We start from the raw sequence: 13,529 nt of genomic DNA, 5'->3' as shown, positions 1-13,529 counted from the left end.
CCATGATCGCCAAACCGCATCCCTGAAAAACACCCCGTAATTTCTCACCCAGCCTCCATTATAACCTAACTCACTATTATCATTCACTCTTTCTAAGCTCAGCCGACTGCCCGGTGACTTTTCCGGGTTTAAGTCATCGCGTTCTTGTGTCCATTGCCCCATTTCGCGCCTCCCTGGCGGTCTTCGTGCAACAGGTCAGTCAGGGCATCCGCAGGTATAGCCGGGCTGTAAAGGTACCCCTGCATTATCCGACACCCCTGTTCCAGCAAGGCATCGGCCTGGGCTCGCGTTTCCACGCCTTCGGCGACGAGGCGCAGCTTTAAGGCCCGGGCCATATCGGTGATCGCCGTGACGATCGCCGCGTCGCAATGGTCGCAGAGCATGTCGCGAATGAAGCTCTGATCAATCTTCAAAACGTCGATGTCGAAGCGTTTGAGATAGGCCAAGCTACAATAGCCTGTTCCGAAATCATCAATCGCTATCATCGAACCCAGCGTCTTTACAGCGGCAATCGCCTCCCTGGTATGATTGATGTCTTGAATGAAGGCGCCCTCGGTGATTTCCAACTCGATCAAGTTTGCCGAGCAACCGCTTTCCATCAGCGTCTGCTCAAGCTCCCCGATAAACTCTCGGCGAGCAAACTGTACGGGTGATACATTTATCGCCACCCTGATGGGAAAACCGCCATCATGCCAGCCTCGAGCATCCAGGCAGGCTCGTTTCAAAACCTGCTCGCCAAGCGGTATTATGAGACCGCTTTCGTCGGCCGCCGGGATGAAAGCCGAAGGTGAGATGAACGTGCCATCCTCCGCTCGCCATCGGACCAGGGCTTCGGCGCCGACGATCCGACCTTCGGCGGCATCGATTTTCGGCTGGTAGTAGACTTCGAAAGCTTGGTCCTGCACTGCTTTGCGAATGCGGCGGATCAACCCGACGCGGTCTTCGACTATTCGCTCGATCTCTTCCGAATAGAAACAGTGACGACCTCCTCCCGACTGTTTGGCGCGATACATGGCGACGTCGGCATGTTTATACAATGTTTCCATGGAATCGCTATCGTTGGGGTATAGAGCACTTCCAAGGCTTGCGGTTAGTCCTATGGACTTTCCATCTATTTCATAATTTTCATCGAATGCCGCGAGCAAGTTCAGCGCCAAGGCTTCAACCTGGGGAAGGCCACCGACGTCGGGAACGAGAATGATGAACTCGTCGCTTCCATGCCTGCTTACGGTCGCCGTCGGCGGTAAGCGCGATGTCAAACGCTTGGCGATCTCCTGAATAGCCAAATCGCCGCCGGTGTGCCCCGCGAGATTGTTTACGGATTTAAAGTCGTCGACGTCCAGAGACATCAGCGCGACGGTGGCCCCCGTTCGTTCGGCGACATGCAAACTCTGTTCTCCACGATCACGCAGCAGTAGACGATTGGGCAGATCGGTCAATGGGTCGTGATTGGCTAGATGGGTCATCTTGAGCGCCATGGCACGCGCCTCGCTGACATCGTGGAAGACGATGATGCCGCCGGACACAGCACCCTCGTGGTCAATGATGGGTGCTGCGGAATCCTCGACATGGATAAAGCGGCCATCCTGTCGTTGCAGCACACAATTCAACGACATCGCGACGACACGCCCTTCCTTGAGCGCCCAGCGAAGCGGATTCCGCAAGGGATCACCGTCTATCCCGTCGCGCAGGGGCATGATGGTTTCGATGGTCTGACCGGTCGCGGCATGCTCCAACCAGCCGGTCAAGTCCTCGGCGATCGGATTCATGAAGGTGACGTGACCATCCAGATCGGTTGCGATGACCGCATCGCCGATCGAACTGAGGGTCACACGCAGCCGCTCCTTTTGGTTATGCAGCGCGATTTCCGCGCGCTTGCGGTCCGAGATATCGGTAAGGAGCATCAGAAACCCGCTTCCAGCCTTATCCAAAGGACGATGCACAAGCGACACCTGAGCTACAAGGGGGAGGTCTTTGTCGCGGTGAAATGACATGTCAAAACAGGGGCTTGCGCCGTTCAATGCCTCGTTCACGGGTCTGTCCAGGGCCTGGAAATTGGCCTCCCCAACGACGTCGCGCAGGTGACATCCTTTCATGGCTTCGGTTGCTTTATCGAACCAACGGCCTTCCTTGTCGTTGCAGAAAAGATTGACTAGGTCCTCGTCCCATAGAGCGACAAAGGCCGGTAGTCGACTCAGCAGGGTGTCAAGGTCGCTTTCAGCCTGCATGAGACGGCGAGTTTGTAGACGCAGTGTCAGATGCGCCGTAACGCGGGCCTGTATAACAGGAAGATTCAGTGGCTTCCGCAAGAAGTCGATGCCACCACTCCGCAAAGCTTCTATTTCCGCGTCGGCGGAATCATTTCCTGTAATAAAAATTACCGGTATATCTCTAATTAATGGATTTTCTTTAATTAATTTGCATATTGAATATCCATCAATTTCTGGCATGAATATATCGAGAAGTACTATGTCTGGTTCTGAAGATAGAATGATGGAAAGCGCCTCGTATCCACTGGTAGCGAAGAAAATATCACCAATTTCCTGAAGAGCCGCATGAAGAGCTCTTATGTTTTCCATGGCATCATCAACGATCAGTATTTTTGGTGGATCGTAAGAGTGATTCATCATTGTCAGCTTTACCCCAGAAAAAAGGTGTCCTTTCGCCACCCGCCTTCATGAACATATTGGCTATGAAAGCCGCAAAAAAAGCTTTTAATAGAAATGCGGGTCATGCACTCAACGGTGGGTTATTGCAAGAATTATAATCTTTCGGATGTGCAAATACCGTCTTTTGATGATATGGTTTCTACCCTATTTTGTCAATGTGTGTGATCTTATCCGCCAGTGATGTCCAGCCTACCGCTTGTGGCATCCAAGAAAGGAGGCTTCGGAGAGGAGCCTCGAAGAGGGGACGCCGTCATGAAAAATTTTAGAGCAGTCGGGTTTGTTGTGTGGACGGTGACTGTATTGGCGGTTGGTATGATCGGGAGTGCTGCGCTGGCTTGGTACGTGCACGGACTGAATCAACAGGAAGTCGTCAAGGCCATGGCATATGAAGCCGATCTACTCTTCGAGGCCGTCACGAGCCGGGTAACGCTCTATCAATATGGTCTTCGCGGCGCACGTGGCGCGGTCATTGGGGCTGGCGAGGACGAGCTGACGCGCGAAACTTTCATGCGATACAGTCGTAGCCGTGATCTCGCGGACGAATTTCCTGGGTGTCACGGGTTTGGTTTTATCCGTCGGGTTCCCCAGGAACAGGTTGACACCTTTGTGCGGGAGGCTCGGGCGGATGGGTGGCCGGACTTCTCGGTTCGTGAACTGAATCCCAACGATGGCGAGCGGTTCATCATCCAATATATCGAGCCGGTTGACCGGAATCGGGCCGCAGTTGGTCTCGATATCGCTTCCGAATCCAATCGGCGGAGCGCCGCCCAGGCGTCCGCCGACAATGCCGATGTTCGGTTGACGGCGCCGATCACATTGGTCCAAGTGTCGGGCGCCCGTCTGCAATCATTCCTGATGTTGTTGCCGATTTATCAAACCCCGGCGGTCCCCCAAACGGTCGAGTTGCGTCGCAAGGAGCTCTTTGGCTGGAGTTACGCGGTCCTGAATATGGGCGAAGTCCTCAAGGATTTAGCGCCGGACTCGTCTCGTTTGGTTTTCCGTTTGGAGGACATGGGAAATCCTGACGCGCCTGTTCAGTTTTTAGCGTCCTCGGCTACATTTGAATGGTCTGCGGTGGACGGGCCGACTGACGAAAGTTCACATTCCTTGTTTGGGCGGACCTGGAAGTTGACCGTCGCTCCTGGCCCCGCTTTCGTCCCCTCCCTGCGCTTGACCGACCCCTGGACGCTGTTTTTCCAGGGGGTGGCGGTCACCGTGTTCGCGGCTTTGGGGATTGGTATTGTTGGGGCTGGCCAATCCAGACGGCGTCAAGCCGCGGTAGCGCGGGATAGACTGCTCACGATCATTGAAAGCAGTGGCGATGCCATCGTCGGCGAGGATCTGGATGGCGGCATATCCAGTTGGAATCCAGCGGCTGAACAGCTGTTCGGTCATAAGGCACGGGATGTCCTGGGTAAGAAACTGGCTTCCCTTCTTGTTCCGACTGATCGGCGGACTGAACACGAGGAAATAGTTCGGCGAGCACTTAAGGGACAGAAGGTCACCGCATTCGATACGCGTCGGCTATCGAGCGATGGATCGGAGATCGATGTGTCGTTGACGGCCTGCCCCATTCAAGACGATCAGGGCCGAGTCATTGGAATCGCCAAGCTGATGCACGATGTCACGGAACGCAAGGCGGAAGAGCATCGCCTATTGGAATTCAATCGTGAACTCGAGGAACAGGTCGCCAAACGAACGGAGGACCTTGATACCGCGAATCGCACATTGAAGGGGGTCATGGATGCCATCCCCTCCATGATCGGATATTGGGACCGGAATCATCGCTGCAAGATCGCGAACCATGCCTATGCGAAATGGTTTGGTGTCAATCCAGATAACCTGGTTGGGACAACCATAGAGTCTTTGTTGGGGCCAGACCTATTTGAGACCAACCGTCCTCACATCGAAGGGGCATTACGTGGTGAACCTCAAGTCTTTGAGCGGGTGATCCCTAAACCGGACGGAGTGGGTGTGCGGCATTCCCTGGCACACTACATTCCCGATGTCGAAAACGGCGAGGTTTTGGGTTTTTTTGCCCTGGTGCATGACATTTCGGAAATCGCGGAGGGACGGCAGAAGCTCGCGGCTGCCTTACATGAGAACGAATCTCTCCTGCGTACCATTGACGAGCAACTCCTCTGTTCGATCACGGACAAGGAAGGGCGCATCATCAGTATCAATGATAATTTCTGTCGGGCGATTGGCTACACGAGGGAGGACCTGATTGGCCAGACCCATCAGGTCCTCAAATCGGATGTTCATGACCGGGCGTTCTGGACGGAAATGTGGGATACGATTCGTTCGGGGCGGTCCTGGCGTGGCGAAATGTGCAATCGGGCGCGGGATGGAAGCCTCCGCTGGATGGACAGTGTCATTGTCCCGTTCACCACGGATGACGGTACGATTGATCGATATGTGGCCTTGCGTATCGATGTCACGGATCAAAAAAACGTGGAAGCGGAACTCCGGCAAACACGCGATTTGCTGCAAGGGGTTCTGAAAGCCGCGTCGGAGTTTGCGATCATCGCCACGGATCCCGAGGGCGTTATCACGCTGTTCAATACGGGAGCCGAGCGAATGCTGGGCTATAAAGCGGAAGAGATGATCGGAAAATGCACACCGGCCATCGTCCACTTACAGGAGGAAGTCGAGGAGCGGGGACGGGAACTCACCGAGGAAACGGGAGAGCGCATAGAGGGCTTCCGCGTGTTTGTCTATCGCTCCGAGACCGATGGTGTCGAGGCGAGGGAATGGACCTATGTTCGCCAAGACGGCGGTCGCTTGACCGTCCTGTTGGTGGTGACCGCCATTCGTCATGAGGATGGTACGATCCTAGGCTATTTGGGGGTTGCCCAGGACATCACGGCGCGGAAGGAAGTCGAGGCCGCGCTCTTGGCCGCCAAACAGGGCGCGGAAGCCGCGAGCAAGGCGAAGGGGCGTTTTCTAGCCAATATGAGCCACGAGATTCGCACGCCCATGAACGCGGTCTTGGGGTTGTTGACCCTGGTGCAGAAAACCGACCTGACACCCCATCAGTTGGACTATGTGGTCAAGGCCCATACGGCGGCCGACACCTTGCTTGGACTTCTAAACGACATTCTGGATTTTTCCAAAATTGAAGCCGGAGAATTGCGTTTCGACGAGCAGCCTTTCAATCTGGAGCGGCTGTTGCGGGAATTGTCGATCATTCTTGCCGGTGCCACGAGCAACCGGAATATCGAGGTGCTGTTCGACGTGTCTCCCGGTCTACCCGTGGAACTGGTTGGAGATAGCCTTCGGTTTCGTCAGATCCTTCTGAATCTTGCGGGCAATGCCGTCAAATTCACGGAACAAGGCCATGTCATTATCCGGATCGAGCTTCTGACGCGGACAGACGTTGTCGCGACCCTGCGGGTCACTGTCGAGGACACGGGGATTGGGATAACCGCCGATCAAATTCAGCGCATTTTCGATGCGTTCCAACAGGCGGAAGCATCCACCACCCGTCGATTTGGCGGTACCGGCCTGGGACTGGCCATTACCCGACATCTGATCGAGTTGATGGGGGGCACCCTGAATGTTGAAAGTACGCCCGGAGTGGGGAGCCGCTTCTGGTTCGACCTCACGATGCCGTTGGCGGAAGAACGGGCGATTTCGTCGTCCTTGTCGGTCCATGGGAAAGTCCTGATCGTCGAGGATTACGCCATGTCGGCGGATATACTGCAGGCCATCATTGAGTATCATGGACCCGTCGTGCACAGGGTCACGTCGGGGGAAGACGCGGTGCAACACGTTCTGGAGGCCCAAGCCGGAGACCCTTATGACATGATCTTCATGGATTGGCATCTTCCGGGAATGGATGGGATCACCGCTGCGAAGTGTATCCGCGAGAAGGGTGGACAGGAAAAGGTGCCCGAGATTGTCCTGGTAACCGTTGCTGGGAACGAAATCCATGGTGCGGACCAGCAGGGATCCGATACGCCATTCAGTCGGGTTCTGTCCAAACCCGCAACGCCGGGGCAGATCGAAAGCGCCTTGAGAATGGTGTTCGCGCCCTCGTCCGACATACCGGTCGATGAGCCATTCGGAATGGAGACGGGCAACCCGTTGATGGGATTGCGGGTGCTTCTCGTTGAAGACAATGAAATGAATCAATTGGTTGGTGTCGAGCTTTTGGAGGCGCTTGGGGCAACCGTTGTTGTCGCCAGCGGGGGGCTGGAGGCCGTATCGATGGTATTGAGCGGCGACGTCCTCTTGGACGCCGTTCTCATGGATGTTCAGATGCCTGATATCGACGGGTACGAGGCGACTAAGTGTATCAGGGCGGATCAGCGCTTCGCCGATTTGCCAATCATTGCCATGACCGCGAATGTTTCTCAGGCGGATCGTACCCTTTGCTTGGCCGCCGGTATGAATGACCATGTCGGAAAGCCAATTGACGTGGATCTCACGGTTCGCGCGATATTGGCGCTCACCGCAGCCAAGGGACCGGCCCAAGATCATCATGCGTTGCCAACGGCGACAACGGATGATGACTTTGCTTCCGCGTCGGTGGAGGGGGATAAGCTTGATATGGAGCCAACGGAAACCATTTTGCTGCGTTTTATGGGAAAACACGACCTGGTTGCGCGGATGATACCGGTTTTCGAGGAGCAAACCCGTGCATCCTTGGATGATCTGGCGGTGACAGTGGCTGCTCGGGATCGTGAGGGCACCGCCGCCATTCTTCACAAGATCAAGGGAACTGCGGGTCTCGTCGGGGCAGGTGGCTTCTTGCGCGAAATCTCCCGCGCCTACGACGGTTTGCGTGAACGTGAGTCCGATATTGAGGTCGAAGTGTTTTCGGATTCGTGGTTGATCAAATTGCGCCAAGTGTTTGAGCGAAGTGTCGACTATCTAAAAAATGAAGTCGTCCCCGCTTGTGTTAAACGGTCGGCTCCGGCGGCTGTCTCGGGAACAAGGCTTCGCGAACGGAGTGGAGACAAAAGGCAGCTTCTCGAGGAACTTCTGGGGTTCTTGGAGAAGAACAATCTGAGAGCGCTGGATCTGTTGGATTCTCTGGAAGGATCTCAGACGGTTAGCGAAGAGGAGGAGCTTTCTCAGGTTGTCGCGCAGATCCGCGCCTTTCAGTTTTCCGCCGCCGCGTCGAAATTGCGTGAAATTATTGGGGGGCTATGAGGTATGATTCATAATTCATTGGATTTTAATCCGGATAACTTCACACGACCGAAGGTTCTCATCGTTGATGATGAACCTTTAAATATTCAGATCATTCATGCTGCACTTCATGAAGATGCCGATATGTTCATGGCGAATTCCGGAGAGCAGGCGCTGGCCATGGTGGAAGAGGTAATGCCCGACTTAATTCTTCTCGATGTGGTCATGCCGGATATGGATGGGTATGCCACGCTGGAGCGGTTGAAGGTTAATAATAGAACCGCGGGCATACCCGTCATTTTTATCACGGCGAATAACAAGGAGGCGGACGAGGTTCGCGGTTTAGAGGTTGGTGCCATGGATTTTATCCACAAACCGATCAATCCAACCATATTGAAAGCCCGCGTTCAGACTCAATTATCAATAAAACGGTATGTTGATACAATCAGAATGTTTGCTTTGGTAGATGGATTGACAGGTGTCGCTAATCGGCGACGTTTTGACGAAGATCTCGTGAAGATATGGAAGCATGCGGTGAGATATGAGCAATCCCTATCTATCGTCTTGTTCGATATTGATCACTTCAAGAAATACAACGATTTCTATGGGCATCAAAAAGGAGATGATTGCCTAGTAGCCGTGGCTGGAGCCGCGCAAAAAGCCATGCGGCGTCCCGCTGATATTTTGGCGCGGTATGGAGGTGAAGAGTTCGCTTGCATCTTGCCGGATACCGGAATGGAAGGAGCGACAATCGTGTCAACCGCGGTTTTAGAGCAAGTGCGAATGTTGGCTATACCCCATGAGGGCGTCAATGGCGATGCCATCGTGAGCGTAAGCATTGGAGCGGCCACGGTTTTGGTCCCCAAGGATAAGAACCCGACGGACCTGATTAAATCAGCGGATGATTTGCTATACCAGGCAAAAAGGGAGGGGCGTAACACCATCCGAAGCGGAGAGTTTTAGGGCTGACGCCGAAATAACTCTCCGACCTTGAGAGTTGAGCTGAAAACGCTGAACGGTTTGTCCATTTTTCCGAGGCCTTCGCTCCGTTCATCGGACAATGAAAATGGGAATCAGGACGTTGGCGAGGGCGAGTGGTTTTCTTTTTTTGCGGGGGCTCAAGATAAAATCCCTTTTGTGAAAGTTCTCCCATGCCCCGTGTAGCCGGGATTGATCGGCCGGACGGTTGTCGCCATCCCGACCCTGGCTATCCTCGCCCAACTTGCCGCCGGGTGAAAGAGCGACCAAAGAAAGAAAATGAGTCTGACCATCTTTTACGAAGGCATCCGCGAAGGCGAATGCCAAGTCGCTTAAATCAATGTCGGTCGTCTGTCGGGTGCCTGTCGTGTTGGGCTTTAACCGTTCATGAGATCCGTGTCGTATCAACCACATGGAGACCAGCAATGTATGAGCAGACGATGACGGAAAGCCGCAACATGACCCTGCCGGAGGTTGGTCATCTGGTCAAAATCCTCAGGGAGGCGCACGGCTGGACGCAGGAAACCCTGGCTGAGATCAGCGGTGTGACCGCCAGGACCATCCAGCGGGTAGGGAACGGCGATTCGGCTTCGGTCGATACCCGCCGAGCCCTGGCCCGAGCGTTTGAATTGCAGGATATCGACACTTTCAACAAGCCACATGATTTCAAGTCGGAGGAAGATTTTAAGAAGGAGGTCGAGGATTTTAAGCGGACCAATCTGGTTTTGGACGTCAGCATTGCTCGTAAGGGTGTCGACCTTGCCCTTTTGGCGGAGATTTGCGATATCTGGTCCTTTGATCAGCAGGGTGGCTTCGGGATCAATGACGATATAGATGAGACTGTCGCTGAACTGTTCGATTATCTGCTTGAATACGGGGATTGTGTCGATCTCTATAGTTACTCGCAAAAGCGTGGGGTTCACAATGACCTCGGTAGCTTGATCAAACGATTGAAGGCGGTCGGGTATTCGGTCTGCTTCGCGCGCCGGGATACAAAGCTGATGAATGAACGTTGGAAGGATCAGCGAGCGTGGTCGGTATCGATTGGCTATGTTTTCCTCGCCTTGATGGGCAAGGAGCCAAAGAATGTGGTCGTGCCCAAAGCGATCAAATTCTGATGCATCAGGTAGTTGAATTGGAGAGATAGGGGGGACTGCCAAGGCATTGATCGATGGAACCCGAGGCTCCTTTCGCGTGTAGTTGGAGGTGTTCCCGCGTGCCAGGCCGCCGCTAATCGAGCCCACTGCGTGGTCTCCCCCCTTTGAGCTTCCGGTCCTGGCGCAACAAGGGAAATACATCGGCACGGATAGGCTGAATCAACGACGGGCCGTCAGCCTAGCGTGCGAAGGAGAGGCATTCGGAGGAGGCCGGGGACCCCAGCCTCCTGGGCGAGAAAAGGAGGTGCCTCCATGGCTACCTTCCGCTTGCCTCGGACCATGGACGGGTTGAGACACATCGGTGGTATCGATCCTGAAGACGGACATGCGCGGCTGTCTTTTGGACGAATGATCCCTATCACACCTCCACCACTCCCATCACCAAACCGACATGGGCGGTAGGGTAGGGCGCAGCGGGACTCGGTCAACTTGATGGGGAGGACGAGCGTGAAATCCGCTCCGGTTTCGGAAATTCCGGTCCCGCCAAGCTCTCCCGCATGGTGGCTCTCGCGGCGAAATGGCCAGGGGGATCCCTTCATCGGCTTTTCCTCCGAGCGGTGTCCATCCCGGCATGTCTCTTTCACGCGTAAATCCCGCGCCGGTCCGTTCAACCCGCCCGTCCGGAGAAATGTCCCCGCCTCCCTCCGGTCGGCTCCTCGCGGTCGCTTGCGCTGCACATTTCCCCGTCGGGCGGGTCCTCCACGGTGTTCCGGCCCTCCGCTGCGCTGCGGGTGAACCGGCCCGCCTATGCGGTCTTCCCGCTGGAGACATCGCGGGGATGGTCCCCGCGAGGAACAGCGAAGGATCACCCCCATGGCCATCACCCTCGGCACGTTCACCAAGCAGGACAGCGGCGACTTCTCCGGTATCCTCAAGACCCTCAACGTCACCGCCAATCTGATCATCCACCCCGTCTCCCGGCAGTCCGAGAACGCCCCCGACTATCGCGTCTATGCCGGTAATGGACAGCGATACGAGGTCGGCGCCGGATGGAGTCAGGTCGCCAAGACCAGCGGCGAGACCGACCTGAACCTGAAGATCGCCGCCCCCGAATTCGGTCCCAACTGGGTTCGCGCCCGCCTCGTCAAGCTGGAAACGCCCCAGGAAGACGGCACCACCCACCTCGCCCTCTGGGAGCCCCGCGAACGCTGAGCCTCCCACCCCGAAAGGCCCCGCTGGAGCGATCCGGTGGGGCCTTTTCCGTGTCCCCCATCCAGCCGATCCGTCCCGAAAAGAGGCGGTGTCGGTGCGGTCGCACCGACGGGCTGTTCGTCTCGACAGTCCCATCGTGCCACCCGGCCTGACGGGGCCGTCAAGGATCGCGGGTCCCTCCCAAAATCTCCGATCCGCTGCGCGGCCCTCCGATTTTGGGGCCCTCCCGCGCCCGCTGCGCGGCGGCTTCGCCGCCCAACGCCAGATCGCGACGCTGGAAGAGGCCCTGACGCGCCTGTCCAAGGCTGGCGACGCGGGGCCTTGAGCCCCGCTTTTCTTCCGCCAACAAGGGGGGGGGATCGTTTTCGATACCCCCCATTTCCGATCCTGAGCACGCGCGCCCTGGCCCGCCATCCTTTGCCCATCCGCGCCGGACACACCGCCTTTGGCGGACCGCTCTCCGGCGCTTCGATGGACACCGAAAGGACCTTGGGATGACCGATCACGGCACACGCGCGGCCGAGGCGCGCAAGGGCTCGCCCTTCCTCTCGACCCAACAGGCCGCCTTCTATCTGGGCCTCTCCGCCCGCACCCTGGAGAAGATGCGCCTGACCGGCAACGGCCCCCGCTTCCGCAAGCATGGCCGCTACGTCCGCTACCACATCGCCGACCTGGACGCCTGGTCCGAGGGGCGCGGCAAGGGCTCCACCGCAGACGACGGAGAGCGGTCATGAGGCGCCGGGTCGCCCTGGGACTGGCCGTCGGAGGTGTCGCGCTCCTCGGCCTGTCCGCCCTGCCACAGGTCCGGCCCTGGCTGGTCTGGAACGCCTCGGCGAGCGCGCCCATCGGCCTCTATTGGGTTGTCGCGGGGCCGGTGGAGCGGGGTGATTGGGCACTCGTCCGACCGCCGGAGGATGTCGCGGTTCTGGCCGCCGAGCGCGGCTATCTGCCCCTCGGCGTGCCCTTGGTGAAGCGGGTCGCGGCCATTGCCGGAGACGCCGTTTGTGCCCGGAAGGGCGCGCTCTTCATCAACGGACAGGAGGTTGCGCGCGCCCTCGTCCGGGACCGCGCGGGGCGCCCCATGTTCCGCTGGAGCGGCTGCCGAAGCCTGGGCGCGGAGGAGATCTTCCTGCTCCTGCCCCCACCGGATTCCTTCGACAGCCGCTATTTCGGCCCGGTCCCGCGCGCCCTCGTGATCGGGAGGCTCGCCCCGCTATGGACAAGCTGATCCCCCTGATCGTTGCGGCCCTGCTGCTTGCTGCACTCGCCCATTCCGCCGAGCCGGACCCCTGGCGGGCCGCCGTTTCGGAGGCCTCCGCCCGCTTCGGCATTCCCGAACCTTGGATCCGCGCGGTCATCGACGCCGAGAGTGGCGGGGACTCCAGCGCGGTCTCTCGCCGGGGCGCGAGGGGCCTGATGCAGCTCATGCCGGGCACCTGGGCGAGCCTGTCGAAGCGCCTGGACCTGGACGCCGATCCCTTCGATCCCCGCGCCAATATCCTGGCGGGAACGGCCTATCTCGCCGACCTTCGGGAGCGCTTCGGCTTCCCCGGAGCGTTCGCCGCCTACAACGCCGGTCCCACCCGATATGCAGCCCATCTGCGGGGCGAACGGACCCTGCCCAAGGAAACGAAAGCCTACCTGAAACGCATCCAGAACAGGCTCTCCGTCGATCAAAATAGGGCGCCGAACGGCCAATCCGGCGGCCTCTTTTTCCCGCTTTCCACGGCGAAAAAGGGGGCTGGAAACGACGAAAAGAGTGCGCAAAACGCCCTTCTTTTCGTGCCCCTCACGACCCGAAAAGGAGACCGGAAATGAGCGGATTTCCCTGTCGTGGCTGTCTCTTGTCGGGTTCGCCCTTGGGATGCTTGGTCGCCGGAGAAAGGGGGAGGGCGCAGGGGAAAAGGGGGCAAAAGGGGAGGGCAAGATTAAAGGCCGCCCTCCTGGAGGGGGCTATCTCTCTGTCTGCACGTCTCTTTTTCCGGAGGCTGCCCCTGGGCCAGGAGGGTGCCTCCCCGCAACGCCCTGTTTTCCCTCAACCGGTTGGAGGCTCCCATGGGTGACGACGACTTCCGGCCCAGGCTGGGCATGATCCGCTCCCAGGGATCGCCCAAGGGCAAGCGCTATACCCACCAACTGCTCGCCGCGGTCAATCGTGCCGGGGGGCGGATGAAGCGGAAGGTGGGCTTCTCGGGCAAGCGCCTGGGGCGGGGTGGCACGATGGCGGCCACCTTGGGCACAAGGGACCGCTTCGCCGCCTATCGTCGGCGCCGCGTTATCGTCAAGGCGCGGATCGTCAAGCTGGCCGGAAAGGGCATGGCCGCCGCCCGCGCCCACCTGCGCTATGTCCAGCGGGATGGCGTGACCCGGGAGGGGGAGCGGGGCCAGCTCTACGGCGCCGAGCGGGACCGGGAGGACGGCAAGGCCTTCCTCG

Annotated in this window: 10 protein-coding genes and 1 pseudogene; 9 read left to right on the top strand and 2 right to left on the bottom strand. The window is 57.7% G+C overall.

The window, feature by feature from the left end:
• Positions 1-128: 128 nt before the first annotated feature.
• Positions 129-2,630, bottom strand: coding sequence for an EAL domain-containing protein (locus ACLIRY_RS25960; RefSeq protein WP_413208330.1), 2,502 nt, complete (start codon positions 2,628-2,630; stop codon positions 129-131).
• A 291-nt stretch (positions 2,631-2,921) separates the two neighbouring features.
• On the opposite strand from ACLIRY_RS25960, the gene ACLIRY_RS25955 reads away from it, so the two are divergent.
• The gene (locus ACLIRY_RS25955) at positions 2,922-7,829 is read left to right on the top strand and encodes a PAS domain S-box protein (protein WP_413208329.1); all 4,908 of its coding nucleotides are present in this window, start codon (positions 2,922-2,924) and stop codon (positions 7,827-7,829) included.
• Positions 7,830-7,832: 3 nt separating this feature from the next.
• A complete protein-coding gene (locus ACLIRY_RS25950; protein WP_413208328.1) occupies positions 7,833-8,771 on the top strand; it encodes a diguanylate cyclase domain-containing protein in 939 nt (312 codons plus the stop codon).
• An 87-nt stretch (positions 8,772-8,858) separates the two neighbouring features.
• Here ACLIRY_RS25950 and ACLIRY_RS25945 read toward each other — a convergent pair whose 3' ends face one another.
• Positions 8,859-9,113 carry a hypothetical protein gene (locus ACLIRY_RS25945; RefSeq protein ID WP_413208327.1) on the bottom strand — a complete coding sequence of 85 codons (255 nt, stop codon included), beginning with the start codon at positions 9,111-9,113 and terminating at the stop codon, positions 8,859-8,861.
• 98 nt (positions 9,114-9,211) lie between these two features.
• On the opposite strand from ACLIRY_RS25945, the gene ACLIRY_RS25940 reads away from it, so the two are divergent.
• The 7 genes and pseudogenes from ACLIRY_RS25940 to ACLIRY_RS25910 form a co-directional block, all read left to right on the top strand.
• Complete coding sequence (locus ACLIRY_RS25940) at positions 9,212-9,904, top strand: helix-turn-helix domain-containing protein (RefSeq protein WP_413208326.1); 693 nt, start codon at positions 9,212-9,214, stop codon at positions 9,902-9,904.
• An 852-nt stretch (positions 9,905-10,756) separates the two neighbouring features.
• Positions 10,757-11,095, top strand: coding sequence for a DUF736 domain-containing protein (locus ACLIRY_RS25935; protein WP_413208325.1), 339 nt, complete (start codon positions 10,757-10,759; stop codon positions 11,093-11,095).
• A 94-nt stretch (positions 11,096-11,189) separates the two neighbouring features.
• Positions 11,190-11,420: a hypothetical protein gene (locus ACLIRY_RS25930; RefSeq protein ID WP_413208324.1), complete on the top strand. Its 231-nt coding sequence runs from the start codon at positions 11,190-11,192 to the stop codon at positions 11,418-11,420.
• Between the two features lie 169 nt (positions 11,421-11,589).
• The gene (locus ACLIRY_RS25925) at positions 11,590-11,829 is read left to right on the top strand and encodes a helix-turn-helix transcriptional regulator (protein ID WP_413208323.1); all 240 of its coding nucleotides are present in this window, start codon (positions 11,590-11,592) and stop codon (positions 11,827-11,829) included.
• On the top strand, positions 11,826-12,323 hold the full coding sequence (locus tag ACLIRY_RS25920) for a S26 family signal peptidase (protein ID WP_413208322.1): 498 nt from the start codon (positions 11,826-11,828) through the stop codon (positions 12,321-12,323). The genes ACLIRY_RS25925 and ACLIRY_RS25920 overlap by 4 nt, the downstream gene beginning before the upstream one ends.
• Entirely contained in the window at positions 12,311-12,913 is a 603-nt protein-coding gene (locus ACLIRY_RS25915; protein WP_413208321.1) for a lytic transglycosylase domain-containing protein, read from the top strand. The genes ACLIRY_RS25920 and ACLIRY_RS25915 overlap by 13 nt, the downstream gene beginning before the upstream one ends.
• A 237-nt stretch (positions 12,914-13,150) precedes the next feature.
• A pseudogene (locus tag ACLIRY_RS25910) lies at positions 13,151-13,529 on the top strand (conjugal transfer protein TraI); the annotation flags it as partial.

The organism is Rhodospirillum sp. A1_3_36, from assembly GCF_047263945.1.
Classification (GTDB): Bacteria; Pseudomonadota; Alphaproteobacteria; order Rhodospirillales; family Rhodospirillaceae; genus Rhodospirillum.
The sequence above is the reverse complement of the archived record's forward strand: the minus strand, read 5'-3'. Positions and strand labels throughout refer to the sequence as shown.

What these genes read in the sequence shown, in the direction of transcription:
- ACLIRY_RS25960 (WP_413208330.1), bottom strand. Translation starts at nt 2,630, where the DNA reads ATGATGAATCACTCTTACGATCCACCAAAAATACTGATCGTTGATGAT.
- ACLIRY_RS25940 (WP_413208326.1), top strand. Translation starts at nt 9,212, where the DNA reads ATGTATGAGCAGACGATGACGGAAAGCCGCAACATGACCCTGCCGGAG.
- ACLIRY_RS25925 (WP_413208323.1), top strand. Translation starts at nt 11,590, where the DNA reads ATGACCGATCACGGCACACGCGCGGCCGAGGCGCGCAAGGGCTCGCCC.
- ACLIRY_RS25955 (WP_413208329.1), top strand. Translation starts at nt 2,922, where the DNA reads ATGAAAAATTTTAGAGCAGTCGGGTTTGTTGTGTGGACGGTGACTGTA.
- ACLIRY_RS25950 (WP_413208328.1), top strand. Translation starts at nt 7,833, where the DNA reads ATGATTCATAATTCATTGGATTTTAATCCGGATAACTTCACACGACCG.
- ACLIRY_RS25920 (WP_413208322.1), top strand. Translation starts at nt 11,826, where the DNA reads ATGAGGCGCCGGGTCGCCCTGGGACTGGCCGTCGGAGGTGTCGCGCTC.
- ACLIRY_RS25935 (WP_413208325.1), top strand. Translation starts at nt 10,757, where the DNA reads ATGGCCATCACCCTCGGCACGTTCACCAAGCAGGACAGCGGCGACTTC.
- ACLIRY_RS25915 (WP_413208321.1), top strand. Translation starts at nt 12,311, where the DNA reads ATGGACAAGCTGATCCCCCTGATCGTTGCGGCCCTGCTGCTTGCTGCA.